This is a genomic window from Robertmurraya kyonggiensis, from assembly GCF_005116465.1.
In the GTDB taxonomy this organism is placed as follows: domain Bacteria; phylum Bacillota; class Bacilli; order Bacillales; family Cytobacillaceae; genus Robertmurraya; species Robertmurraya kyonggiensis.
Genome location: NZ_SWBM01000001.1, coordinates 1,953,739 through 1,980,159 on the forward strand (window position 1 = coordinate 1,953,739; position 26,421 = coordinate 1,980,159).

A 26,421-nucleotide genomic window follows, 5' to 3' on the forward strand; every position below is an offset into this window, starting at 1 on the left:
CTAAATAAACCATCAATTGACTGTTTTCACTTCAGTCTAGAGGCGGATACATTATTTAAACAGAAAAAGACGCTCATGCGCCTTTTAATGTTCATTTTCAGTTTGACTTAGTTCTTCCTCACTTGCCTTCTGAGATGGTGTATTAGCTTCCGTTTTTTCAAGCTCTTCTAGTCTTTTTCTTAGTTTCTGATTTTCTTCTTCCAGTCGTTCCATGTCCCCTTGTAAAGAAGCATTCTTACTTTTTAAACTCACCAGTTCATTATTATCCTCTGTCAGCTTTTTTAAATGTCCCATTAAATTGGGGGCAATGGCACGAATCATACTATCCTGATAGGATGATAGTGTGTAGTTGGATGTGGAAGAATTCATCCCCTTCATTTGTTCCTCCCAATTCATAGTTGAAGCCATCCTGTTGATGAGAGAAGCCACTTCCATTTTTGCTACATCCTCATTCATCATTTTCTTTATCTCAGCTTCACTATTTTTTATGTCTTCATCAATTCTGCTAAGTAAGTAGTCAATATTAATCTCAATAGGCTTTTGATCAATCACTTTTCCGTCAAAATTTTTCACTGCTACAGAACCAGATACAGTATTCTTATCCTGTGAAATCTTCATAAACAATAACTCCCAATACTGATGAAAGTTAATGTTTGGGACAATCGGAATCTGATAGATGCCATTCTGGTCTACTTTTACAGGATTGATATGTAAAACATATTCACTAATGTCCCCTTCAATCGCGAACCCAACATCTGGCCTGTATCCATACTCACTATCTCTCATGATTTCAATGACTAAGCTTTTATCCTCTTGTTCAATAATTTGAACGTATTTAATTAAATTCTCTGCGGAGGCTGAAGATACACCTAGCTGTTCCTGATACTTTGTAAAAAACAGCGCATAAGAATCTTGGTTCGCCGTCATCAACAGTAACAACACGATCACTAAAAAGACAATACTCTTAAAACCTGTTTTTACAAATCTCATCTAGCAACCTCCTCTTAAAAACACAATATGTATTTAATAAAATTTTTTAACAGCATAGACACTAGCTTGTACCTATGCTGTTAAACTGCAAATTACTTGCCTGTAAACCAGTTATAAAGTTCTTGTGATTCAATAGATAGGTATGGTCCAAGAACTTTATTTAATCTGATAACTCCCTTAACAGAGGTATCAACCTCACCAACTCGCCAAATTTGAGTTTCACTTGCATAATATTCTTTGTCAGTATAGACCCGGTACCATGTTGTATTACCTTCAACAGACTCAATAATTTTAAAGTTTCCTACTTTTTGTTCAAAAGTCCCTGAACCTTCTCCCATTGTTACTTCAATGACTTTTTTTCCCTGCTCGTTTTTATAAACATTTACTGTCTTATTAGAGGTTGTAAATGTTGAACCATTTGGTGTTGCCTTAAATGAAATGGCCCCTGAAATGTAAGGAGGTCCAGCAGGTTCATCTTCGTCTACTTGTGTAGCTAAAACCTCTAGCTTAATGTTTCCTTTTTTCCCTTGGAAATCTATATCATTGTCACTATGTGGCCAATCCACTAAAACTCGATAGCTTTCCGTATCACTTTCAGGTCGGAATGTTGTAGAGTAATCCACATTAACCCACTCATTATTAACTGATCTTTGTAAACTCAGCTTAATTGGGGTATTTTTCGAAAACAATTTTCCGCTTGGTGTTAACTGTACGCTATACTCTACAGGTACCTCAGTTTTGTTTTTATTAATTTGAAAACTATAGGCCTCTAGGGTTTTCATACCAGGGTAAAAATCTTCTCCAAGGTCGAATTGCCCATCTCCAATAAGTTCACCCTTAGCATTTATAGCTTCCACATTAAACTTCGCTGCGGCTGCAGCATTTCCGTCACTCGTAAAACTCTTACTAAAATACGCGAGAGTACCAATACTTGCAATTGCTAATAAAATAACTCCTAGTAAACTAATAAACAGCTTATGTTTCTTAAGAAAGTTCATATTCATTTCTCCCATCTCTAGTATTTTTCCAAAATCAACTTAATAGAATTCAAAATAGACCACAATAACGAACGTTTTAAGTAAAAAAAGTTCTATATATCACCCCCTAAAGTTTTGAGCGCATTCTTGGACTTGATCTTTTGTTATCATTTTCTTGACGATCCCTATGATCACGAAAAAAAATGGAATCAAGATTAAAATTGTCATTCCCCAAAAACCTCTAAAAAAACCGAGCACTGTTCCGAGTTTCGGAATCTTTAAAACTACTGTTCCGATTAATTGATCCATAGATACTAAATCATTGTCGACGACATTATTGGCGTCCCCTTTTGTCTGGTAGAGTTTTGTTTCATTCTCATTCACGATGTTCACAATCCTATGAGTGACTAATGTCCCAGCTTTATTCCGATACGTTACTACGTCATTTAGTTCTCTATTTTCAGAAGGACGAACGATGATTAAGTCTCCACGCTTTATTGACGGTTCCATGCTACCAGATTGTACGGTCAACACATTAAATCCTAATACTGATGGTAGGACGTCAGGGTTTCTTTTTGATTGAAATAAGGAATAGAGTGAGATTAGTAAAACGACGATAACGAGCAGCAACAACAAATTTCCTAAGAGAGTATAGATTTTCTTAACCATGTATTCACTCCTTTCGTTCTATAAAAAGAACACTTTCGTTTAGTATAATACAATTTTACTAGTCAAACAATACCAAATGTTCTTAATAATGAAATGAAATTTCCAATATAATATGTTAGAATATTACAAATAGTTTTCTCGGAGGGGAAAGAGGATGAAAGTCAATAAAAAAGAGATACAGGCTAATAATGGTGTTATCAGTTATACCCCTTATGAAAAAGGAGGCAACAAGATTTGCTTTATGTTTAGAGGAGGCGGCTATAGTTACGATAGGCCTTTGTTTTATTATTCAACGAGGGTAATGCTCAGAAACAACATCGATGTCGTCCACATCCATTATTCGTACGATCAACAAACCATGAAGAAATCAGAAATAACGAAAATAATGATGGATGATATTAATCCTGTAATAGACGATGTTTTGAAAAATGGTCAATATAACGACACTATTTTTTTAGGGAAATCTAACGGGACCATTCCCATCGCGAATGACCTCATGAAAAGAGACGAATTTTTTGCATCAAAGATGATTTTGCTTACACCGCTCATAAAGTTTGATTCTATTTTCAACTCCATTTTGAACAGTCAACATCAGGGACTTTTAGTGATTGGTGACAATGACCTGCATTTCAATCCAGGTCGAATTGAACAGTTAAGTGAAACGAATTTTGATATTGATGTTATCCAAAATGCAGACCACTCGTTAGATATTGGAGAATTTGAAGCAACTGAATCGATTCTAGTTTTACAGCGGGTAATGGAAAGAATTCAAGAAACCATACGGTCAAATTAATCCAACAGTCCAAAAACATGAAAAAGAGGTGCTAAATGAAACAGCACCTCTTTACGTGTAAAACCATCAATTCTTCATCAAAATATGTATCCTCAACTCTTAATGCCCGTTTATCGAGTCCGAAAACTTCAAAGCCTAAAGACTGATAAAGTTTTTTTGCAGGGGCATTCGTTGCAACTACCGTTAAATAGATTTGTTCGATATAAACAATTTCCTTCACTTTTTCAATCGCTTGCTCCATTAGGCCCTTGCCAATTCCGTGCGAGCGATAGTCTGGTAGAACATACATCCCGTAAATATTGGCACGATGTTTCATTTTTTCAGACTGCTCTAATACTAGTGTAACTACGCCAACTAATTTGTCTTCTATCAATGCTCCAAATGTGAAAGCATGAAAATTTTCCAGCCTACTAATAAATCTTTCTAATGGGTAAAGTCGCTCTTCTTCATAACTGGCACTAAAGCTTTCCGGATTCGTTTGCAATGCTGCTAAACGAACCTCTCGATACTGTTCAGCAAACTCTGATTCTAGTATTTTTATTACCATATTTTCACAACCTAGTTTTTTTGATGATTATATCCTAATTTTTAAAAAGTTACAATTTTAAAAATGAACGCAAAAAAGCAGCTCGAAAATCATTTCGAACTGCCTTTTTAACATTAGATTAATCTTCTAACCATTCTGTATGGAATGTACCTTCTTTATCAACACGTTGATACGTATGCGCACCAAAATAATCACGTTGAGCCTGTAAAAGATTCGCTGGTAAAGTTTCTGTTCTGTAGCTATCATAGTAAGCTAATGCAGAAGCGAAACATGGTACTGGAATACCATTTTGAACAGCATTTCCAATAATCTCACGCAATGCAGTTTGATAATTTTCCACAATATCCTTGAAGTAAGGGTCAAGTAGAAGGTTCTTCAGACCTGCATCTCTATCATAAGCATCTTTAATCTTCTGTAAGAATTGTGCACGGATAATACAGCCACCACGGAAAATCATTGCGATATCGCCGTATTGTAAATCCCAACCATACTCATCAGAAGCTGCACGCATTTGTGCGAAGCCTTGAGCATAAGAAACGATTTTGCTCATATATAGAGCTTTACGAACTGACTCAATGAACGCTTTGCGATCGCCAGCGAAAGGCTGAATAGCAGGGCCGTTTAATACCTTGCTTGCTGCCACACGCTCTTCCTTCATCGCTGAGATAAAACGAGCGAATACGGACTCTGTAATAATCGGTAGTGGAACACCTAGGTCAAGTGCACTTTGGCTCGTCCATTTACCTGTTCCCTTTTGACCAGCTGTGTCAAGAATAACATCAACCATTGGCTTACCAGTGTCAGCATCCTTTTTCTTGAAAATATCAGCTGTAATTTCAATTAGATAGCTATCAAGCTCACCCTTGTTCCAGTCTGCAAATACTTCATGAAGCTCATCTGCAGATAGACCTAATACATTTTTCAGTAAAAAGTAGGATTCAGAGATAAGCTGCATATCGCCATATTCGATACCGTTATGAACCATTTTTACGTAATGACCAGCCCCATCAGGACCGATGTAAGTTGTACAAGGCTCATCATTTACTTTCGCAGAAATATCTTGGAAAATAGGCGCAACTAATTCATACGCTTCTTTTTGTCCACCAGGCATAATAGAAGGGCCTTTTAATGCACCCTCTTCACCACCAGAAACTCCAGTTCCAATAAAGTGAATACCTAACTCACTTAGTTCTTTATTACGTCTTTGCGTATCAACAAAGAATGTATTTCCTCCGTCAATAACGATATCGCCTTTATCTAAAAGGGGCTTTAACTGTTCAATAGTTGCATCAGTTGGTCCGCCTGCTTTTACCATAAGCATGATTTTGCGAGGCTTTTCTAAAGACTCGACAAACTCTTCCATTGTATATGTACCGACAAAATTTCTGCCTTCAACTTCCTTAAGCATTTCGTCTGTTTTTTCTCGAGAGCGATTGTATACAGAAACAGAATAGCCTCTGCTTTCAATATTCATGGCAAGGTTTTTACCCATTACCGCAAGTCCAATCACACCAAATTGTTGTTTTGTCATTTCGCTACTTCCCTTCTTACCTTGATTACGATTGAAACATGAATCCACTTTACTTTAGCAAGAAATCAACAAAGATGCAAAAAATTGTACACATAAAGCAAAAAAAATCCTTGCTCGTATATCAAAAAAATAAGCGCCCAGTGGGAGCTTTATTTTACATGATAAAATTTATCCCCTAATCTCATATTGGCGTAATTGAAAAGAAGACCTTTTTTCCGTTTTCGAATCCTCTCGATATTGCTAATTAAGAGCAAATAGGTGATGAATTCCATCATCCCATAAAAAGCAAGTGTGGTTAATGAAATTATTAAAATACTGCCAAAGCTCATAGGCTCACTCCTTTTTCAAAAAAGGAAATCTCTTTAGCAGAATATGTTGTCAAAATTCAACCTATTACAATTTACACACTCAAAACTGTCAATCATCCTGCTTTTTCATTTTTTCTACTTGTAAAAAATCCTTGTTAAAGCTTGTCTCAGTTCCAATTTGCTGTTTTTTGTCATTCGAAAGATTGCTCGCCTGTTCGATAATATGGGCGCCGAATTTTTCTTTAAGCTTTGACACCGTATTGATAAGGGGTTCCTTTTTCGCATCCTTTTCATAGGAAAAAAGGTCAAGTTGTTTCACCGCTTGATCATTTTCAACTAAATCCGTTCCGGTAATCCCAAGGAGTCGAACCGGGTGCCCTGTCCAGTGGCTGACAAAAATCTGTTTCGCCATTTTCAAAATTTCATCTTGGGTAGAAACGGGATTCAAAAGTTTTTTACTTCTCGTAATTGTATGCCGATCTTTATATCGAATCGTAATACTTAATGTCGTTGCCATAACTTTTTTTCGTTTTAAACGAACCGATACTTTCTCAGCTAATCGGTCAAGTACCTTAAATAACTCCTGCTGATTGGATATATCTTTCGGAAGTGTCGTTGAATTGCCAATGCTTTTGAATTCAGAAATCGCGTCAGGGTCGACTAGTCGATTATCAACTCCATTCGCTCTTTCTTTGAGCCTAATCCCATTGATTCCGAGCAGTGATTTCAGCTGGATTTCATTTGCCTTCGCTAGATCAGCAATCGTATGGACACCAATGTTTTTCAGCTTTTCAGCTGTTTTCTTTCCCACTCCGTGCATTTCTCCTGCTTCCATCGGCCATAGCACAGTCGGAATATCTCTTTTTCTTAAAACAGTAATCCCTAGAGGTTTTTTCATATCGGAGGCCATTTTCGCAAGAAATTTATTCGGAGCAATCCCTATGCTGCATGGTAAATCAAGTTGACGAATGAGCTGCTTTTGAATTTGCTCAGCTATTTCAAGTGGAGAGCCTAATTCATGGCTATCCGTAATATCCACATATCCTTCGTCAATCGATACAGGTTCCACTAACTTGGAAAATTGATTCAATAACTCAAACATGCCCATTGACGCGGCTCTATAGCGTTCAAAATCTGGTTTTTTCACAATTAGATTCGGGCAAAGCTTTTTGGCTTCCCACAAAGGCATGGTTGTTTTTACACCGAACTTTCTCGCCTCATAGCTGCACGTCACAATAATGCCCCTTCTTTCCTCAGGATTGCCGGCAATCGCAAGCGGCTTTCCTTTTAAGGAAGGGTCGTAAGCCATTTCTACAGAAGCATAGAAGCTATTCATATCCACATGTAAAATCACTCGACCGTTTTTAGGGTACATGTCTTTCATAAAATTAGCACTTCCAGAGTTAAGAATGATACGTTCATTTTATCACAAAAAGTACAGCTAAATCTGCTAGTAAAACATTGTTCGAATAAGCTCATATATCCAAATACCTGTCATAAATTTATAGTACAGGTTGGACAGACATTCAATTTGGCTCAATTAGAACTAATGAAAAGGAGTAATTAATGTTTATGGAGTTCCTTCAAGAAACACTCAATCATTTTGGTACGTTTTTTTCTTTAGACGCATTAGAACAAGTACTGTTTAATCCGGCTAACTGGGGAATCATTGGGACTCTTGTCATTATTGAAGGCTTATTATCCGCTGACAACGCCCTCGTGTTAGCCATGATGGTGAAGCATTTGCCGGAGGAACAGCGAAAGAAAGCACTCTTTTACGGAATTATCGGCGCTTATTTTTTCCGATTCCTCGTGATCGGACTAGGCGTCTCCCTAATCCATATCGGATGGATTAAAATTGTCTGCGGACACTATTTACTATTGCTTGTATTACAGAACCTTTTTCAGAAAAAAGAAGATGATGATGAGATTTCGGCAAAAAAGATGGGATTTTGGAGAACAGTTTTAACAGTAGAATTAGTGGACATTACCTTTAGCTTTGATAGTGTCCTTGCCGCTTTTGGCGTTTCTAATCAGGAGTGGGTCCTACTTCTTGGAGGAATTCTAGGGATTTTAATGATGCGTGGCGTTGCTAAATTATTTCTAGCTTTAATTGATAAAGTGCCTGAATTGGAAACAACCGCTTTTCTACTCATTGGTGTAATTGGGATCAAAATGATCGCTTCAGGTTTTGGCTTTCATATGGGGAACGTCTTATTCTTTAGTATACTTATCACTATCTTCTTCGGAACCTTTCTTGTGCATTGGCTCAGAACTTCAGGAAATAAAACTGTAGGGTAGAAAGTTATCTTATTTGAGGAGCTCTTATCTTGAGCTCCTCCATTCATTTTAATATTCCACCATATCTTCGTTCTCGTTGCCTGTATTTTTCCAACGCATGCAGGAATTCTTTTTCAGAAAAATCCGGCCATAGCACATCAGTAAACCAGAACTCTGTGTAAGCAAGCTGCCAAAGCAAGAAATTACTCAGGCGTTTTTCCCCTCCAGTGCGAATAAGGAGATCAGGATCTTTCACACCAGCTGTATATAGGTATCCTGAAAATTGCTGTTCGTTCAGTTCATCCAAAGACAATTTCCCCTTATTTATGTCACCGATCATCGTTTTCATGGCATTTAGAATCTCATGTCTACTTCCATAGTTGAGAGCAAAATTCAGCTGTAGACCGTCATTATCCCCCGTACGCTCAATCGCATGCTGAATGGCTTCCCTTGTAAAGAATGGTAGAGCATTCATATCACCGATAGCGTCAATACGTACATTTTGAGCGATAAGTTCTGGTAAATATATAGACAGAAACTCCTTGGGAAGTTTCAAAATAAAATCAATTTCATGCCTTGGACGTTTCCAGTTTTCCGTAGAAAACGCATAAAGTGTCAGTACCTTCACCTTTGATTTGATGGCTGTTTTAACAATTTTCACAATCGTAGATACTCCTTCTTGATGGCCAGCAGCTCTTGGCAGACCCTGGTTCTCTGCCCAGCGTCCGTTTCCGTCCATAATGATAGCAACGTGTTCCGGTGTATTATCTTCCGGATAGTGGAAAGATTCTTCCAATTGGTTGGTGTTGAAAAAAGGAATTTTCATTGTTCTTCACCTTTCGATATCTTTTTAATAGGCATATCACTTATTTATTATCAATCTGAAATTTACCACATTTTTTATCGTTTTACAATAAATTTTTATTACTTAATAATTACTTTTTGTTGAAAACTCATTACTACAGATAAAAAAATACCTCATTACCGAGAAATGATTTATGACAAATCTATCAGTCTTTACCCAAAATACTCCTCACTATTACCATCGGACTTTGCTGTCAGTATAAACGTAGATCAAAAAAAGTAGCCAAAATTGGCTACTTTTGCAATTGATTTTCCATATATTCTTGTATTTCTCGTATTCCTTCTAGTGTTTTAACTAACACCGTTGGAGAAATAATTGTGATTAGACGACCATCTAAATTCGCTACTCCTGTAAAATAGCTTGTCTTTTGATAAGCTACCAGTCCGACTTGTTTGATGACTTCCGCTGGGATATCAAGGATTTCTTTCGCTTCTTTAACCAACACACCTAATGAGATTTCATCCGTATTTAAAACAATTACACGAACAGAATCACTAGATTCCATTTCCCTATTATAGAGAATACTTTCTGTATCAAGGGCCGGGATTAATTCTCCACGGACCTTCATAATTCCTTTCACATACGTTGGTAAATGAGGAATTGGCGTAATCCCTTCTAATTTCTCAATAGAAATAACATTTTCGATCGGGATGGCATATTCTTCATTTCCTACTGTAAAAACCACTAGTTTATTTGAATCTTGCATGATCTACCCCTCCTTACCACCTATTTCTATAGTACTAATCGATGAGGTTTCTTGTCTACGAAAAATTATGAAAAAACGAAAATTAGAGAACCAGAAGACTGGTTCTCTAAAATATATTTTAAGCTTCCGTAACTTCTCCAATGATGGCAATGACCATTTCCGCAAGCTTGTTAAGCTCTTCAATAGGCATACGCTCATTTGTTGTATGGATTTCTTCATAACCAACCGCTAGATTGACAGTCGGAATTCCAAAGCCAGCAATTACGTTTGCGTCACTTCCGCCACCGCTCTTCAATAGCTCAGCACTACGACCAATTTTTGTAGCTGCACGACGTGCCACTTCAACTACATGGTCACCTTCGCCATATTTGAAGCCAGGATACATTACCTCTACTTCAACTTCTGCTTTCCCACCCATTTCAGCTGCAACGGATTCAAAAGCATCTTTCATCTTTTGAACTTGCGCTTCCATTTTTTCAGGAATTAAAGAACGTGCTTCTGCTAAGATTTCTACGCGGTCACAAACGATATTTGTAGGACCTTCACCTTTAAATGCACCAATATTTGCTGTAGTTTCTTCATCAATACGGCCTAAAGGCATTTTCGCCACTGCTTTTGCTGCCATTGTAATCGCAGAAATCCCTTTTTCAGGAGCAACGCCGGCATGAGCTGTCTTTCCTAAAATAGTGGCTCTCACCTTTGCCTGTGTAGGAGCTGCAACGATGATGTTTCCTACTTTTCCATCACTATCAAGTGCATAACCGAATTTTGCTTTTACTAATGAGGAGTCTAAAACCTTTGCTCCCACTAAACCGGATTCTTCACCAACTGTAATAATGAATTGGATTGTTCCGTGAGCAATATTTTGCTCTTTTAAAACGCGAATAACTTCAAGCATAACTGCAAGTCCAGTCTTATCATCTGCACCAAGAATCGTTGTACCATCCGTTACAACATAACCGTCCTTAATGGATGGCTTCACACCTTTTCCTGGTACTACCGTATCCATATGGGAAGTGAAATAGATTGTATCGACTCCCTCTTTAGTGCCGGGTAACGTACAAACTAAGTTTCCTGCTCCATGACCTGTTTGAGCTGTTGTATCATCCTCAAAAACCTCTACGCCTAGATCAGAGAATTTTTGCTTCAATACTTTCGCAATTTCAGTTTCATATTTTGTTTCAGAGTCAATTTGCACTAACTCCAAAAATTCATTTAATAATCTTTCTTGATTAATCATTTATGTATCTCCTTCCAAATTTCATCTTATTTCAGTATATCTTTTTTAACAGAGAATCGGCAAACATTTCTTCCTCGCTCCTATAATGGAATATTCCCATGCTTCTTATATGGACGGAATTCTTTTTTATTTCTCAACATCTCTAATGCTTGAATTAGCTTAATCCTCGTTTCTCTTGGGTCAATAACATCATCAACCATCCCCATGCTTGCTGCCACGTACGGATTAGCAAACTTATCTCGGTATTCTTCAATTTTTTGTGCCCTTGTCTGCTCAGGATTTTCACTATTTTGGATTTCCTTTGCAAAAATAATATTCGCCGCACCTTGTGGACCCATAACGGCGATTTCCGCATTTGGCCAAGCATAGACTAAATCGGCTCCAATTGATTTGCTATTCAAGGCTACATACGCACCACCATAAGCTTTTCGTAAAATAACCGTCAGTTTCGGAACGGTTGCTTCTGAATACGCATACAAAATTTTCGCTCCATGACGAATGATTCCTCCATGTTCCTGCTTAACACCAGGGAAAAATCCCGTCACATCTTCAAACGTTATAATCGGGATATTAAAGCTATCACAAAAACGAATGAAGCGAGCAGCCTTATCAGAGGAATCGATATCGAGACCACCTGCCATAAATTTCGGTTGATTACAAACTAAACCAACAACTTCTCCCTTAATCCTTGCAAGGCCCACCACAATATTTTTGGCAAAATCCTGATGAACTTCAAAAAAAGATCCAGAGTCAACAACCTGATCAATTACAACCCTTACATCATAAGGACGAATCGCATCAAAAGGAATCACGTCCGTTAGGTCAGGGCGAAAATCATCCGCTTCCTCAGTTGATAACATCGGGGCTTTTTCCTCACTATTTTGAGGTAAATAGCTTAATAATACTCTTACCTTTTCGATTATTTCTTGCTCAGTTTCGCTACGAAAATGGGCATTTCCACTAATCGAGTTATGGACTTTGGCTCCCCCTAGATCTTCTGGAGAAATTTTCTCGCCCGTCACCGTCTCGATAACCTTTGGCCCTGTAATGAACATTTGACTCGTTTTTTCCACCATGAACACAAAATCCGTAATCGCTGGTGAATACACAGCTCCTCCCGCACACGGCCCTAGGATAACCGATATTTGCGGGATTACTCCAGAATAAATCGAATTTCGGTAAAAGATTTTCCCATACCCATCTAGGGAAACAACGCCTTCTTGAATTCTTGCTCCACCAGAATCATTTAAGCCTACAAAAGGTGCTCCATTTTTTGCAGCTAAATCCATCACATTTGCGATTTTATTAGCATGCATTTCCCCAAGTGCTCCACCAAATACCGTAAAATCCTGAGAAAATAAGTAAATCGGACGACCGTTCACTTTTCCATAGCCCGTAACAACTCCATCACCAGGCCCTTTTTGATTTTCCAATCCAAAATCTCGGGAACGATGTTCAATGAAAGGATTTAACTCAACAAAAGTACCTTCATCAACAAGCAATTCAATCCGTTCTCTTGCCGTTAATTTACCTTTTTCATGCTGTTTTTCAATTCTTTCATCTCCACCACCTAATTCGACAGCTCTTCTACGATCATACAACTCATTAATTTTTTCATAGATGTCCATCGTGCTACTCTCCCTTATCCCTTTTTTCACAAAATTCATATAGAACTCGACCAGTTGATTTTGGATGCATAAATGCTACAAGCGCTCCCCCCGCACCTGATTTCGCTTTATCCTGTAACATTTGAATGCCTTTTTCCTGCATTTCCTTAATCCTTTCATCGATCGAATCAACACCTAACGCTACATGATGAATACCTTCACCACGTTTTTCTATATGCAGAGCTATTGAACTATCTGGTCCAGTTGGTTCTAGTAACTCTAGTTTCGTCTCTCCGATTTTAATAAAAGCTACCTTAACTCTCTCACTTTCAACCTCTTCTATCGCTTGTACTTCAAGCCCAAGAATCTCCGTGTAAAAAGGTAATGCCTCTTCAAGTGATCTCACTGCAATCCCAATATGATCCACTTTCTTTATCATCCTCGCCCCTCCGCCTGTTCAATATATCTGTATCTTTTAAATATTCGATAATATATTTGTTTTTCCTGCCAAATTTCGAGCGGTTGTTCATTTTCCAACTTCCTAGTAAAATGAAAGAAAGGGATGTCCTTTTAGGGGAGGGAAAATAGTGAATAATAAAAAGACAAGAAAAGTAGTCGTCTATTTAATGATTTTCGCCATACTAGCTTCAACACTGTTAGTTGGGGTATCAATGTTTTTCTAAGAGATTAGGGGAGATATCCTCTAATCTTTTTTTGTAGTAACTTTTTTCAGAAAGAGGAAGTCTAATTTAGTGAATAACCAAAAGAGGTGTGAACAAAATGCGGATGAAACGAAAGAACTTTGCAACACTGGCAATAGCCTTATTTTTCTCTATTTTAGCAGGCTGTGGAACAACGGGTGGAGACAACCCGGACGAGGTGAACGCTGAAGGAGAACTGAAGGTATCTATCGAGGCAGGAAGCAACCATCAATATAAGTTAATTATAGAAAATGGAACGGCAAAAGATGAGACATTAACCTTTGGTTCTTCTCAGAATTATGACTACTATATCAAAAAGCCAGATGGAACGATTGCCTACACTTATTCTGCAGATAAAAGCTTTTTGGCGGTAATCAAGGAAGTGGTCATAAAAGCTGGGGAAAGATTAGAGTTTGATTTGGATATAACCGAAGCATTGCAGTACCTTGAAGCAGGAGAATATACTATTGAGGCATGGGTATCAGCGAATGAGCTAGCTGAGAAAAAAGCAACCATCCCCTTTTATTATGATAGAAAAGGAGCCTGAGTGACATTTGATTTTTTAGAAGAAGATTGACTAAAGAGATGTTTAAGAAATCTAGTTGGCGTTGATTGACAGGATTTAACCGAACACTATTATATTGGGATGCATCTTCTGGTTGAGTGACAGAATTTAACGATACACCATCTTCTTTGGCATGCATCTTCCAGTTGAGTGACAGAATTCAACGATACACCATCTTTTTTGGCATGCATCTTCCAGTTGAGTGACAGAATTCAACGATACACCATCTTTTTTGGCATGCATCTTCCAGTTGAGTGACAGAATTCAACGATACACCAACATTTTTGGCATGCATTTGCTGGTTGAGTGACAGAATTCAACGATATACCATCTTTTTTGGCATGTATTTGCTGGTTGAGTGACAGAATTCAACGATACACCATCTTTTTTGGCATGTATTTGCTGGTTGAGTGACAGAATTCAACGATACACCATCTTTTTTGGCATGCAACTTCTGGTTGAGTGACAGAATTCAACGATACACCATCTTTTTTGGCATGCATCTTCCAGTTGAGTGACAGAATTCAACGATACACCATCTTTTTTGGCATGCATCTTCCAGTTGAGTGACAGAATTCAACGATACACCATCTTTTTTGGCATGCATCTTCCAGTTGAGTGACAGAATTTAACAATATAACCCGAAATTGTCCTCATGAACATCGCTCCACAAAAAATTAAATACAGTAAAAGACAAATAAGTCCTGAGAAAAGGTATCTTCCCCCTTCCTCAGGACAGTTTCACATTGTTAATCTAATTCAATTCCACGCTACCTTTTCGATACTTTTTCTTTTCTCTTTTTAGCGATTTGAAAAAGTTTTTAAGCATTAAATATTGTTCAATTTCTTTTGTGATCTGAAGGAGTGTTGCACGAACTTCAAATTCCTCGCGCGTTTTCGGGAGCTCCATTTTTTGAAATTGTTCCCTCATGTCTAATAGCTTTTCAAGAAAGTTCTGAGGGACCTCACCAGGACAAATATAACCGGAAAGCTCCTCTAAGAAATCGGCAATCATTTTTCCTTGAACAACTGTTATCGGGAGAGCTGCAATGAGAACTAGAATCCGTTCGATGATCTCAAACTGCTTTTCCCTCATCTTAAAGTAATGATAGTAGAGATTTTCATTCCGGCGAAAATGGTTTTCCACATCACGAAACGCTAGTGCTTTTGCTTCATCTATCAAACTTGCAGTCGTTGTTAGCTCTCTTCCATCCCAACGATTATCATTCGTTCTTAGGTAGTGGACAATTTCCAACATAATTTTACTGAAGTTCTGTTCTAGTTCATCCTGATACTCGAGTAATTTTTTCTCAGCACTGGGCATATACAAGTTCATCACAAGGGCCATTCCTACCCCGATAAGAACAATCCCAATCTCATTCAAAAGCAAATCAAAAGTGACATTCCTCGCATTATAAATATGAAAAATGATAACACTACTAGACACAATTCCTTCTTGTACCTTAAAAAACACCGCCGTTGGGATAAAAAATAACAGCATTAACCCAATCGTAAGCGGATGATATGTAATTCCCTCAAAAAATAAAGTCGAAAAAAACATCGCGATTAGACAAGCAAGGACTCTATCTGTCGATGCTTTTACCGATTTTACCTTCGTCGGTTTTATGCAAAGGATCGTTAAAATTCCTGCAGAGGCAAAATTAGTAAGCCCAATTGTTTGAGCAAGAAAAATGGAAAGGGTTGTTCCTAAAGCAGTTTTAATCGTACGATAGCCTATACTAAATTTCATAATTTCCCCCGAAATTGTTTTGATGTACTTCTCAATTCGAATGCTCAAAATACAAATATACTTACTACATTGTGAATTTTACTACATACGATTAGTATTTGGAATAACCTATTCTTAATATCAAAAAAACCTCGGATATTTTAACCGAGGTTTCAAAGTTTAGACATTATACTTCTTCACAATACTGTTCGAAGGCGTCTTGTAGTTTTTGCACAACTTCCATAGGTCCATGACCTTCAATTTCATGACGTTCAATCATAGTGACAAGTTTTCCATCCTTTAATAATGCGAAAGATGGTGAGGATGGCGGATAACCAGTAAAGTAAGAACGTGCTTTTTCAGTCGCTTCCTTATCTTGACCAGCAAATACAGTTACTAATTGATCCGGTCTCTTATCATAATGTAGGGAATGCATAGCCGCTGGACGAGCAATGCCACCTGCACATCCACAAACTGAATTAACCATTACAAGTGTTGTCCCTTCTTGTTGTAATGCTTCGTCGACTTGCTCTGGAGTTGCCAATTCTTTGTAACCCGCAGTAACAATTTCTTGTCTCGCTTGACGAACAACATCATTCATGAATAAATTAAAATCCATGTTCATCTATATCGCTCCCTTATTTTCATGTAAGTAAGTACTTTTCTCCTCTACATGATACCAATATACGTACATCCTTTACAAATAAAAATATTCGAAAAAACAAGGTTTAGGCATTCTAGAAATGGGTATATAGACTATAAGCAACATCTATCCCATAATTACCCCTAATTGGCCGCCATGGAAAAATGGTGGCTCTTTTTTTGTTACTATCGATGAGAAGACCCCTTCCTCAAAATCAATTTGAATTTTTTGAGGAAGGGGTCTTTCAATTTTTCGCTTCAAAATATTTCTCAAAAAGACTTGCGACCGCAGCGGTAACAGTTGTACTACCTGCAATCGCTTCATTTTCGAATTTCGGAAGTAAATCCTTCACAACTGGATGATAGAAAAAGTCTGTTTGTAACTGATCGATAATCATTGCTCTCAGCCATTCCTTTGTTTGAGCTCGACGTCGCTCAGCAAATACGCCCGACTTTTTTGTTGTTTCCTCAAAGTCTTTGACCGTGTTCCAAACGTTCTTAATCCCTTCTTCGTAAAGGGCAGAGCACGTATACGCTTTGGTTCCCCAACCCTTTGTTGCTGGCTGTAAAAAATGCAGAATTTGATTATATTCTTTCATTGTTTTTTCAGCGTTTCTTTTATTATCCCCGTCCGCTTTGTTGATACAAATTCCATCAGCTAGCTCCATAATCCCCTTTTTCATGCCTTGAAGCTCATCCCCAGCTCCCGTTAATACAAGAAGCATAAAGAAATCTACCATTTCACGAACAATGACTTCACTTTGTCCGACGCCTACCGTTTCGATTAAAATCACATCAAAACCAGCAGCCTCACAAATGAGCATCGTTTCTCGCGTTTTCCGATGAACTCCACCTAATTTTCCGCTTGAAGGAGAGGGACGAATAAAAGCTCTTGGATTTCGCGCTAGCTGCTCCATCCGCGTTTTATCTCCAAGAATACTTCCTCCACTAATTTTAGAGCTCGGGTCGACTGCAAGAACAGCGACCTTCATTCCCAAACTACAAAGATAACTTCCAAATGCTTCAATAAAGGTGCTTTTCCCTGCACCTGGTACTCCTGTTATCCCGATCCTAAGAGCTTTCCCTGAATGAGGAAGGAGCAAGTGCAAAAGCTCCTGCGCTTGTTTGAAATGATGCTCTGCATTGCTCTCAATCAAGGTAATCGCTCTTGCTAAAGATTTGCGTTCTCCACTTAAGACACCTGAAAAAAGCTCTTCAACAGATGGTCCACTAGCATTCTTTTTTTGAAAACGAACAGGCTTTTGAAAAAATTCATCCGTCTGTACACCTTCAACCCCTTTTCGTACAACCGTTGAAAACTTTTCAGGATGTTCAGGATCTGCCCATTCTGGCTTCTTATCATTTGTCATTTAGCTTGACACTTCCTCATAGCCAAGTCTTTCGTATATAGCTCGAACGACCTTTTGCGCTGCAACGGGAATTAATGTTCCAGGTCCAAAAATAGCGGCTGCCCCATTGGCATAAAGAAATTCATAATCCTGAGCTGGAATAACACCACCAACAACTACAAGAATATCTTCGCGACCTAGCTTTTTTAACTCCTCGATTAATTGAGGGAGCAGCGTCTTGTGACCAGCGGCAAGTGAACTCATACCAATTACATGAACATCATTTTCCACAGCTTGTAGAGCTGTCTCTTCTGGGGTTTGGAACAGTGGACCAATATCTACATCAAAGCCTAAATCGGCGAATGCAGTTGAAATGACCTTTGCTCCTCGGTCATGACCATCCTGACCCATTTTCGCGATTAATATTCTTGGTCTCCGACCTTCATTTTCTAAAAATTCTTCTGTCATTCGCTGAATTTCTGCAATTTCTTCTTCATTTGAAAAAGCTGCGCTATATACACCTGAAATGGACCTAATAACAGCCTTATGACGATTGGCTACTTTTTCTATTGCATACGAGATCTCTCCTAAGGTAGCACGTACTCTGGCTGCCTCGACAGCCAATTGCAGTAAATTCCCTTCACCTGTTTCAGCCACAAGCGTAATAGCCGCCAATGCTTCCTGGACCTTAGATTCATCACGATCTTTCTTCAATTGTTCAAGCTTTTCAATTTGTTTTAAACGAACGGCTGTATTATCAATGTCGAGAATTTCAATCGGCTCTTCCTTATCTAGACGATATTTATTGACCCCAATAATTGCTTCTTTTCCAGAGTCGATTTGAGCTTGCCGCTTTGCTGCAGCCTCTTCAATTTTCATTTTTGGAAGCCCCGTCTCAATCGCCTTCGCCATACCACCTAAATTCTCGATTTCCTCAATATGCTCCCAGGCACGCCTGACAAGCTGGTCTGTTAGTGCTTCCACATAATAGGAGCCACCCCAAGGGTCAATAACATCCGTAATTCCCGTCTCCTCTTGTAAAAATAGTTGAGTATTACGTGCAATTCTTGCCGAAAAATCAGTTGGTAATGCGATCGCTTCATCGAGCGCATTTGTGTGAAGTGACTGTGTATGGCCCATCGCAGCAGCGTGTGCTTCAATTAATGTCCTCGTGACATTATTAAAAGGATCCTGCTCTGTTAAACTCCAACCGGATGTTTGCGAATGAGTACGTAAAGCCAGTGACTTCGGATTTTTCGGATCAAAGTTTTGCATCATTTTTGCCCAAATTAAGCGTGCCGCTCTCATTTTTGCAACTTCCATGAAATAATTCATTCCGATTGCCCAAAAGAATGATAGACGTGGCGCAAAGGAATCAATTGGAATTCCTGCTTTCAAGCCTGTTCGCACATACTCTAATCCATCAGCGAGCGTATAAGCTAATTCAATATCAGCTGGTGCTCCAGCCTCTTGCATATGATAGCCAGAAATACTAATACTATTAAACTTTGGCATAAATTTTGATGTGTATTCAAATATGTCGGCGATAACCTTCATCGACATTTCAGGTGGATAAATATATGTATTTCTCACCATATATTCTTTTAAAATATCATTTTGAATGGTTCCAGACAGTTTATCCTGGGTAACTCCCTGCTCTTCTGCTGTCACAATATAAAAGGCCATGATCGGCAATACTGCTCCATTCATCGTCATCGACACAGACATTTGGTCTAGAGGAATTCCATCAAACAATGTCTTCATGTCGAGGACCGAATCAATCGCTACCCCTGCTTTCCCTACGTCACTCACTACACGAGGATGATCAGAATCATAGCCACGATGGGTTGCTAAATCAAAGGCAACAGAAAGTCCCTTTTGCCCCATAGCTAAATTTCTCCTGTAAAAAGCATTGCTCTCTTCGGCAGTAGAAAAGCCAGCATACTGCCGAACCGTCCACGGACGATTCACGTACATCGTTGGGTAAGGTCCCCTTGTATACGGAGGGAGTCCTGGCAAATGGTCTAGCTGCTCTAAATCAGCGCGATCCTCTTCAGTATAGAGAGGCTTAATAAAGATATTTTCATTGGTAGCAAATAATAGTTCATCAATTGATTGACCAAATTCCTGTTCCGCTTTCTTTTTCCACTCTTCTTTTGAAGGACGGTTCTCTGAAAATAGTGGAATGCTTTTAAAGTTCGGCTTACTCATTGGCTCCCACCTCCATGTCGTCGAGTAAAGAAGAAAGAGTTTCATAGCAATTGCTTTTCGCGTGGATAAAATCTTTGATGCCAGCTTGCTCCCATCTGCTTTTTTCTTCTGGGATACCCGCCAAATAAAGCTGAACATTAGGGTATGTTTCCTTAAGTTGTTCCACTACCGCTAATGCAAACTCCTCATATTGTTCATTCGTACCACAAATGACATAGTGTCGGAGACTTGTTTCCTTGATGAATTCAAAAGCATCTTCAGCCCTTATGATGTCTCCACTCACTTTTGATTCAATCCCCCCAGGTGAAAGAAATCCCTGTACAAAATCCATCCGCATTTTATGTGACTTTAGATCTCCTAAGGTGATTAGCCCAAGCACTGGTGAGTTACCTTTTTTCTTTAATAGACTAGCTTTTTGGCGTAAGCACTCAAAATTTTGCGCTAATCTTCCATGAGGAATTGGTTTAATAAATCCGGTTGTCTTCTCACTTTTCTCTTCTTGGATATTTAGTGAGTCTCCATTTAAATCAACGTACTTATTCGTCCCTACGATCGTCTGCTTTCTAGTAGCAACAGCATTTATGCGTTTTTCACGAACACTCGCAATCTCCGACTGAATCCATCCCTGTTTTAATCCTTCTAAGATACCGCCCTTTTCATCGATTTCGATGAATAACTGCCATGCTTTGTCTGTAAGCTCATTCGTCAAATGCTCGATATACCATGAACCACCAGCCGGGTCAATCGTCTTTGTTAAATGAGCTTCTTCTCTTAGAATCAATTGGGTATTACGTGCGATTCGCCCCGAAAATTCTGTTACTACACCCTCAGGTTCATTGAAAGGACTAACATGTAAATATTGCACGCCTCCAAGAACTGCTGCAAAGGCTTCATTTCCTGCTCGAAGCATATTTACATATGGATCAAAAATAGTTTTTGTATAGCTTGAGGTTGTTGCTGAAATCACCATTCCTTGATTGACTGACCCATACGTTTCTGCCACTTTACTCCAAAGAACTCTAGCCGCCCTTAGCTTCGCCACTTCCATGAAAAAGTTTGCGCCGATCGAAAACTGAAAAACTAGTTTTGATAATGTTTTGTCTAACCCAAGACCACAAGATGATAACTCCTCGATATGCATCACACCTGTACTGATCGCAATCGCAAGTTCCTGAACGGCATTTGCTCCTCCATTGTGATATGGTGTCGTATCTACTAAAATGGTCCGCACATTGGGCAAGGTCTGTGCTGCGCTAGAAATAGATTCGTATAGTTCTTTGTATGACTCGATCACGTTACCTTCGGCTGCTCCATTTTCAGCTAAAATGGCAATCGGGTCCTGTGCAATAAAACCGGTTCCCTCCACAGCAGAGGCGAATCTACTGACCGCATCTAGTAGCTGCCCATGATACCCTTTACCATTGAGACTATAAGGGTATTGCCCGTGAAATTCTTCTAAATCCTCTAGCTGAGTTAAAATGGCGTCATTTACCTCAAAAGAGATAGCCGTTTGTCCTTTCTCCATTGCCTTTTGGAGCGACACTTTTAATTCATCTACATGGATTTTTTGTGCAACTTTCCATTCCTGACTTACATAACCAAGAGCATTTACACCTCTTCTGAAATCGCCTTGAGCAGGAAATGGACTCGCCACAGTTTGGTTTTGTCGCGTATAAAGCGGTTTCAATTTAATCCCTTCATATGTATCTTTAGCTAGGGTTTCAATCTTTCTTCCTTTTAGAGACTCTTCACTTTTCGCCTTCCAATCCTCTAAGCTAGCACTAGGAAAAGACTGCTCTCGCATTTCCTTCATCCCCATACAAGTCTCTCCTCCCACAACATTTTAATATTGATAAAATTCAAACTATTCTTAGATAATTCTATTGTAGTACACGGCTACCAATCACGCAATGAACAGAAGGATCGAAAAAAGCCGCTGTTGCTACAGCGACTTTCATCTTAATAAATAGAAGTACTTTCTTTACTAGTGTTTTCTAGAATCTCTTTTACTCTTTGAAGGAATCGTCCACACACAAGTCCGTCTAGAACACGATGGTCAAGAGATAAACATAGGTTCACCATATCTCGAACTGCAATCATGCCATTGATCACGACAGGTCGTTTTACAATGGACTCTACTTGTAAAATTGCTGCCTGCGGATAGTTGATGATTCCCATCGATTGAACGGAACCAAAAGAGCCTGTGTTGTTAACCGTGAATGTTCCACCTTGCATATCTTCACCAGTTAATTTACCACTGCGAACCTTTGCAGCGTACTCCGTAATTTCTCGGGCAATTCCTTTAATTGTCTTTTCATCAGCAGCTTTAATAACTGGAACAAACAATGCATCCTCTGTTGCTACCGCGATGGAAATATTAATATCTTTCTTCTGAACAATTTTATCCCCTGCCCACATCGAATTCATTTGAGGGAATTCTTTTAACGCTTGCGCTACAGCTTTTACAAAGAAGGCGAAGAATGTTAAATTGAAGCCTTCCTTAGCCTTAAATTCATTTTTAAGCGCGTTACGGTAGTCTACAAGGTTTGTAACATCAACCTCGATCATTGTCCATGCATGAGGAATTTCATGCTTGCTGCGAAGCATATTCGTCGCAATTGCTTTACGTACACCAGTTACTGGAATTTCAACATCTCCTGTTGCAACAGGAATGCTTGGTGCTGGAGCTGGCTTTGCAGAATCCACAGGTGCAGAAGGAACTGCCGTTTCAACCTTGCTAGGCTGAGCTGGGACTTCAGTAGCCTTTGGAATTTGACCTGACTCCACCACTTTCAATATATCTTTTCTCGTAATTCGACCACCAGCACCAGTTCCTTCCACGAGATTTAAGTCAATCCCATGCTCCTGTGAAAGTTTCAGGACAGCTGGTGAATAGCGAGCCTTATTGCTCACATCTTGCTCAGGTGTAATCGCAGTTGTTTCTTCAGGTATAGCAGCAGCTTGTTCTACCGTTTCCGTTGCGCCACCTTCAGCCTCAATTGTACAAATGATTTCACCAACAGCCAAAGTGTCTCCCTCTCCAGCGATTAATTCCTTAATTACTCCAGAAAAAGAAGATGGTACTTCTGCATTAACCTTATCTGTCATCACTTCTGCCAGTGGATCATACTTATTCACTTTATCTCCGACAGAAACGAGCCATTTACTAATCGTTCCCTCTGTTACACTTTCCCCTAATTGAGGCATCTTAATTTGTTCAATTGCCAATTCGAATAACCTCCTTCATCCTCGAACATTGCTATTTAAAATTCAGCCAACTCTCTCATGGCCTTTTCAACTTTATCAGGATTCACCATAAAGAATTTTTCCATTGTTGGTGCATAAGGCATTGCCGGTACATCCGGGCCTGCTAATCGCTTAATCGGAGCATCTAAATCGAATAGGCAATTTTCTGCTATAATCGCTGATACTTCGCTGATAATGCTACCTTCTTTGTTATCCTCCGTAACAAGTAATACTTTACCTGTCTTACGGGCCGCTTCGATAATCGCTTCCTTATCAAGCGGATAGATTGTTCTTAAATCTAAAATATGGGCAGAGATTCCATCACTTGCAAGTCGCTCGGCTGCTTGTAGAGCAAAATGCACACATAGGCCATATGTGATAACGGTGATATCATCACCCTCACGCTTGACATCTGCTTTTCCGATTGGAAGAACATAATCATCAACCGGCACTTCACCCTTGATTAGGCGATAAGCTCTTTTATGCTCGAAAAATAGAACTGGATCCTCATCACGAATTGCTGCCTTTAATAATCCTTTTACATCATAAGGAGTAGAAGGCATAACAATTTTAAGACCTGGTTGATTCGCAAATACAGATTCAACTGATTGTGAATGATACAACGCCCCGTGAACACCACCACCATAAGGAGCACGGATGACAATTGGACAATTCCAATCGTTGTTAGAACGGTAGCGAATTTTAGCAGCCTCAGAAATAATTTGGTTCACAGCAGGCATAATAAAATCAGCAAATTGCATTTCTGCAATTGGACGCATGCCGTACATTGCCGCCCCAATACCGACACCTGCGATTGCAGATTCAGCTAATGGCGTATCCATTACACGATCTTCACCAAATTGTTCATATAACCCTTGTGTCGCTTTAAAAACGCCACCTTTTTTTCCTACATCTTCCCCTAGAACGAACACCTTCGGATCTCTTTCCATTTCCTCCCGAATTGCCATTGTTACTGCATCTATATAAGAAATGACTGCCATTTCACATTCCCCCTTACTCTGAGTACACATGCTTCATTGCATATTCTGCTTCTGCATATGGAGCATTTTCCGCGTAATCTGTTGCCTCGTTCACAATTTTCATGACAGCATCATTGATTTCTTTTTCCTTTGCATCATCCATGACACCTGTCTCTTTTAAATACGCACCGAAAGTGATAATCGGATCCTTCGTTTTCGCTTCAGCTACTTCATCTGGAGCACGATAGCTACGATCATCATCATCAGAGGAATGTGGTGTTAATCGATAAGAAACTGTCTCAACTAAAGTTGGACCTTCTCCACGACGACCACGATCAGCTGCCTCTTTCACTGCTTGATATACCTCTAGTGGATCGTTTCCATCTACTGTAATACCTGGCATACCATAACCAATCGCCCGATCGGATACTTTCTCACAAGCTAATTGTTTTTCAATTGGAACAGAGATTGCGTATTTGTTATTCTCACACATAAAAATAACCGGAAGCTTATGAACACCAGCAAAGTTTGCACCTTCGTGGAAATCTCCTTGGTTCGATGAACCTTCTCCAAAGGTCACAAATGTCACAAGGTCCTTGCCTTCCATTTTTCCTGCTAAAGCAACACCAACAGCATGAGGAACCTGCGTTGTTACTGGAGAAGAACCTGTGACAATACGGTTTTTCTTTTGTCCGAAATGTCCTGGCATTTGGCGGCCACCTGAATTCGGATCCTCAGCCTTTGCAAAACCTGAAAGCATTAAATCCTTTGCAGTCATCCCAAATGTTAAAACAACACCCATATCGCGGTAATATGGTAAAACATAGTCTTTTTCCTTATCCAATGCGAAAGCAGCACCTACTTGAGCTGCCTCTTGACCTTGACAGGAGATAACGAATGGAATCTTCCCCGCACGGTTCAGAAGCCACATCCGTTCATCGATGCGTCTTGCCAGAAGCATCGTTTCATACATACTTAACACTTGCTCATCACTTAAACCGAGAGCACTATGACGATTTTCAACCAATTTAATTCCCTCCCGAGAAAATTGTAATATTAATTATCCATGGATTGCTTTACCATCTACAGCTAAAGCAGCTTCACCAATTGCTTCAGAAAGAGTCGGATGTGGATGAATCGTGTGTGCAACCTCCCACGGTGTTGCATCCAACACTTGCGCCAACCCAGCTTCAGAAATCATATCAGTCACATGTGGACCAATCATATGAACACCTAAAATATCATTCGTATCTTGATCTGCGATCATTTTTACAAAACCATCTGATTCGCCAAAAACAAGAGCTTTTCCGATGGCGCGGAATGAGAATTTTCCAACCTTCACATTAAAGCCTTTTTCTTTCGCTTCATCCTCGTTATAGCCTACACTCGCTACTTCTGGTGAACTGTAAATACATTTAGAAATCAAGCGATAATCAATCGGTTCTGGCTTTTCTCCAGCAATATGTTCAACTGCGACAATTCCTTCATGAGAAGCGACATGAGCTAGCTGTAATCCACCGATACAATCACCAATCGCATAAATATGAGATTCTTTTGTTTGATAAAATTCATTTGTTACGATGACACCTTTATCGATTTGAATCTCAGTGTTTTCAATTCCAATTCCTTCAACATTGGCCATACGACCAACAGATACAAGCATTTTTTCTGCTTGAAAAGCTTTAACTTCACCTTTCACCTCAGCAGAAATTGTGACACCATCGCCTTTTTGAAGTGTTTCAGGTAACACCTTTGCACTTGTAACAACGTTAATTCTACGTTTCTTGAATAAACGCTGCATTTCTTTAGAAATTTCCTTATCCTCTGTCGGAATGATACGGTCTGCATACTCGATAACCGATACTTCTACACCGAAATCTGCAAGCATGGATGCCCATTCGATTCCAATAACTCCTCCACCAACGATAATGATTGATTTTGGAAGAGATTCCATTTGCAATGCTTCATCAGAAGTCATAACAACATCACCGTCAATTTCTAAACCTGGAAGAGATCGTGGTCTAGAGCCTGTTGCAACAATAACATTCTTCGGAATAAGCATCGCATTATCTTCGCCGTTCTTTTGTTCGACGGAAATGGTGCCAGGCATTGGAGAAAAAATTGATGGACCTAAAATTCTTCCAATCCCTTCATAAACATCAATTTTCCCCTGCTTCATCAAATGTTGAACACCTTTGTGTAGCTGTTCAATAATGCTATTTTTTCTTTCCTGAACCTTGCCAAAATTCAACGTAACATCTCCAGTTACGACACCGAACTCTTCACTTCGCTTGGCAGTTGCAAAAACTTCAGCACTTCTAAGTAATGCCTTACTTGGAATACATCCTTTATGTAAACATGTTCCACCAAGCTTTGATTTTTCAACAATGGCTGTTTTTAACCCCAGTTGGGAAGCACGGATGGCTGCTACATATCCGCCAGTACCTCCACCTAATATCACTAAATCATATTCCTCTGCCATTTC

At 39.2% G+C, this 26,421-nt stretch carries 25 protein-coding genes; 4 read left to right on the forward strand and 21 right to left on the reverse strand.

From position 1 onward, the window contains the following. Nucleotides 1–84: 84 nt before the first annotated feature. The 3 genes from FA727_RS09850 to FA727_RS09860 all read right to left on the reverse strand — a co-directional run bounded on the left by FA727_RS09850 (nt 85) and on the right by FA727_RS09860 (nt 2,636). On the reverse strand, nt 85–990 hold the full coding sequence (locus FA727_RS09850) for a hypothetical protein (protein WP_136830716.1): 906 nt from the start codon (nt 988–990) through the stop codon (nt 85–87). A 92-nt stretch (nt 991–1,082) separates the two neighbouring features. Then, on the reverse strand, nt 1,083–1,988 hold the full coding sequence (locus FA727_RS09855) for a hypothetical protein (protein WP_136830717.1): 906 nt from the start codon (nt 1,986–1,988) through the stop codon (nt 1,083–1,085). 99 nt (nt 1,989–2,087) lie between these two features. Further along, a complete protein-coding gene (locus FA727_RS09860) occupies nt 2,088–2,636 on the reverse strand; it encodes a signal peptidase I (protein WP_136830718.1) in 549 nt (182 codons plus the stop codon). Nucleotides 2,637–2,790: 154 nt separating this feature from the next. Here FA727_RS09860 and FA727_RS09865 point away from each other — a divergent pair, with 154 nt between their 5' ends. Then, a complete protein-coding gene (locus FA727_RS09865; protein ID WP_136830719.1) occupies nt 2,791–3,429 on the forward strand; it encodes an alpha/beta hydrolase in 639 nt (212 codons plus the stop codon). A gap of 31 nt (nt 3,430–3,460) precedes the next feature. Here FA727_RS09865 and FA727_RS09870 read toward each other — a convergent pair whose 3' ends face one another. The 4 genes from FA727_RS09870 to FA727_RS09885 form a co-directional block, all read right to left on the reverse strand. After that, nucleotides 3,461–3,976: a GNAT family N-acetyltransferase gene (locus FA727_RS09870; RefSeq protein ID WP_136830720.1), complete on the reverse strand. Its 516-nt coding sequence runs from the start codon at nt 3,974–3,976 to the stop codon at nt 3,461–3,463. Between the two features lie 118 nt (nt 3,977–4,094). Further along, entirely contained in the window at nt 4,095–5,507 is a 1,413-nt protein-coding gene (gene gnd / locus FA727_RS09875) for an NADP-dependent phosphogluconate dehydrogenase (protein ID WP_136830721.1), read from the reverse strand. 149 nt (nt 5,508–5,656) lie between these two features. Then, nucleotides 5,657–5,836: a hypothetical protein gene (locus tag FA727_RS09880; protein WP_136830722.1), complete on the reverse strand. Its 180-nt coding sequence runs from the start codon at nt 5,834–5,836 to the stop codon at nt 5,657–5,659. 88 nt (nt 5,837–5,924) lie between these two features. Continuing rightward, nucleotides 5,925–7,199 (reverse strand): DNA polymerase IV, encoded by a 1,275-nt coding sequence (locus FA727_RS09885; protein ID WP_136830723.1) that lies wholly within the window; start codon nt 7,197–7,199, stop codon nt 5,925–5,927. A gap of 182 nt (nt 7,200–7,381) precedes the next feature. On the opposite strand from FA727_RS09885, the gene FA727_RS09890 reads away from it, so the two are divergent. Further along, on the forward strand, nt 7,382–8,116 hold the full coding sequence (locus FA727_RS09890) for a DUF475 domain-containing protein (RefSeq protein ID WP_438646613.1): 735 nt from the start codon (nt 7,382–7,384) through the stop codon (nt 8,114–8,116). Nucleotides 8,117–8,159: 43 nt separating this feature from the next. Here the strand turns inward: FA727_RS09890 and uppS are convergent, their stop codons facing one another. The 5 genes from uppS to mce all read right to left on the reverse strand — a co-directional run bounded on the left by uppS (nt 8,160) and on the right by mce (nt 12,952). After that, the gene (gene uppS, locus FA727_RS09895; RefSeq protein WP_136830724.1) at nt 8,160–8,921 is read right to left on the reverse strand and encodes an undecaprenyl pyrophosphate synthase; all 762 of its coding nucleotides are present in this window, start codon (nt 8,919–8,921) and stop codon (nt 8,160–8,162) included. 271 nt (nt 8,922–9,192) lie between these two features. After that, nucleotides 9,193–9,666 carry a chemotaxis protein CheW gene (locus tag FA727_RS09900; RefSeq protein ID WP_136830725.1) on the reverse strand — a complete coding sequence of 158 codons (474 nt, stop codon included), beginning with the start codon at nt 9,664–9,666 and terminating at the stop codon, nt 9,193–9,195. Between the two features lie 118 nt (nt 9,667–9,784). Further along, nucleotides 9,785–10,906: a tripeptidase T gene (locus tag FA727_RS09905; RefSeq protein WP_136830726.1), complete on the reverse strand. Its 1,122-nt coding sequence runs from the start codon at nt 10,904–10,906 to the stop codon at nt 9,785–9,787. Nucleotides 10,907–10,986: 80 nt separating this feature from the next. Beyond that, nucleotides 10,987–12,534, reverse strand: coding sequence for an acyl-CoA carboxylase subunit beta (locus tag FA727_RS09910; RefSeq protein ID WP_136830727.1), 1,548 nt, complete (start codon nt 12,532–12,534; stop codon nt 10,987–10,989). A 4-nt stretch (nt 12,535–12,538) separates the two neighbouring features. Further along, on the reverse strand, nt 12,539–12,952 hold the full coding sequence (gene mce / locus FA727_RS09915) for a methylmalonyl-CoA epimerase (RefSeq protein WP_136830728.1): 414 nt from the start codon (nt 12,950–12,952) through the stop codon (nt 12,539–12,541). Nucleotides 12,953–13,100: 148 nt separating this feature from the next. Here mce and prli42 point away from each other — a divergent pair, with 148 nt between their 5' ends. Both prli42 and FA727_RS09920 read left to right on the forward strand, forming a co-directional pair. After that, nucleotides 13,101–13,196, forward strand: coding sequence for a stressosome-associated protein Prli42 (gene prli42 / locus FA727_RS24025; protein WP_158318830.1), 96 nt, complete (start codon nt 13,101–13,103; stop codon nt 13,194–13,196). Nucleotides 13,197–13,293: 97 nt separating this feature from the next. Continuing rightward, nucleotides 13,294–13,761 (forward strand): BsuPI-related putative proteinase inhibitor, encoded by a 468-nt coding sequence (locus tag FA727_RS09920; RefSeq protein ID WP_136830729.1) that lies wholly within the window; start codon nt 13,294–13,296, stop codon nt 13,759–13,761. A gap of 772 nt (nt 13,762–14,533) precedes the next feature. Here FA727_RS09920 and FA727_RS09925 read toward each other — a convergent pair. From FA727_RS09925 to lpdA, 9 genes are all read right to left on the reverse strand, one after another. After that, a complete protein-coding gene (locus FA727_RS09925) occupies nt 14,534–15,529 on the reverse strand; it encodes an aromatic acid exporter family protein (RefSeq protein WP_136830730.1) in 996 nt (331 codons plus the stop codon). Between the two features lie 166 nt (nt 15,530–15,695). Beyond that, nucleotides 15,696–16,133, reverse strand: a complete 438-nt coding sequence (locus tag FA727_RS09930; RefSeq protein WP_136830731.1) for a BrxA/BrxB family bacilliredoxin — start codon at nt 16,131–16,133, stop codon at nt 15,696–15,698. Nucleotides 16,134–16,395: 262 nt separating this feature from the next. Further along, nucleotides 16,396–17,520, reverse strand: a complete 1,125-nt coding sequence (meaB, locus tag FA727_RS09935) for a methylmalonyl Co-A mutase-associated GTPase MeaB (protein ID WP_136830732.1) — start codon at nt 17,518–17,520, stop codon at nt 16,396–16,398. Then, nucleotides 17,521–19,710, reverse strand: coding sequence for a methylmalonyl-CoA mutase (scpA, locus tag FA727_RS09940; RefSeq protein WP_136830733.1), 2,190 nt, complete (start codon nt 19,708–19,710; stop codon nt 17,521–17,523). Further along, a complete protein-coding gene (locus tag FA727_RS09945) occupies nt 19,703–21,529 on the reverse strand; it encodes a methylmalonyl-CoA mutase family protein (protein WP_170209253.1) in 1,827 nt (608 codons plus the stop codon). Before FA727_RS09945 ends, scpA begins: the two co-directional genes overlap by 8 nt. Before the next feature lie 140 nt (nt 21,530–21,669). Continuing rightward, on the reverse strand, nt 21,670–22,938 hold the full coding sequence (locus FA727_RS09950; protein WP_136830734.1) for a dihydrolipoamide acetyltransferase family protein: 1,269 nt from the start codon (nt 22,936–22,938) through the stop codon (nt 21,670–21,672). 35 nt (nt 22,939–22,973) lie between these two features. Further along, nucleotides 22,974–23,957, reverse strand: coding sequence for an alpha-ketoacid dehydrogenase subunit beta (locus FA727_RS09955; protein WP_136830735.1), 984 nt, complete (start codon nt 23,955–23,957; stop codon nt 22,974–22,976). Between the two features lie 13 nt (nt 23,958–23,970). Continuing rightward, nucleotides 23,971–24,909: a thiamine pyrophosphate-dependent dehydrogenase E1 component subunit alpha gene (locus FA727_RS09960; RefSeq protein WP_246041812.1), complete on the reverse strand. Its 939-nt coding sequence runs from the start codon at nt 24,907–24,909 to the stop codon at nt 23,971–23,973. Nucleotides 24,910–24,996: 87 nt separating this feature from the next. Next, nucleotides 24,997–26,418: a dihydrolipoyl dehydrogenase gene (lpdA, locus tag FA727_RS09965; protein ID WP_136830737.1), complete on the reverse strand. Its 1,422-nt coding sequence runs from the start codon at nt 26,416–26,418 to the stop codon at nt 24,997–24,999. Between the last annotated feature and the right edge of the window lie 3 nt (nt 26,419–26,421).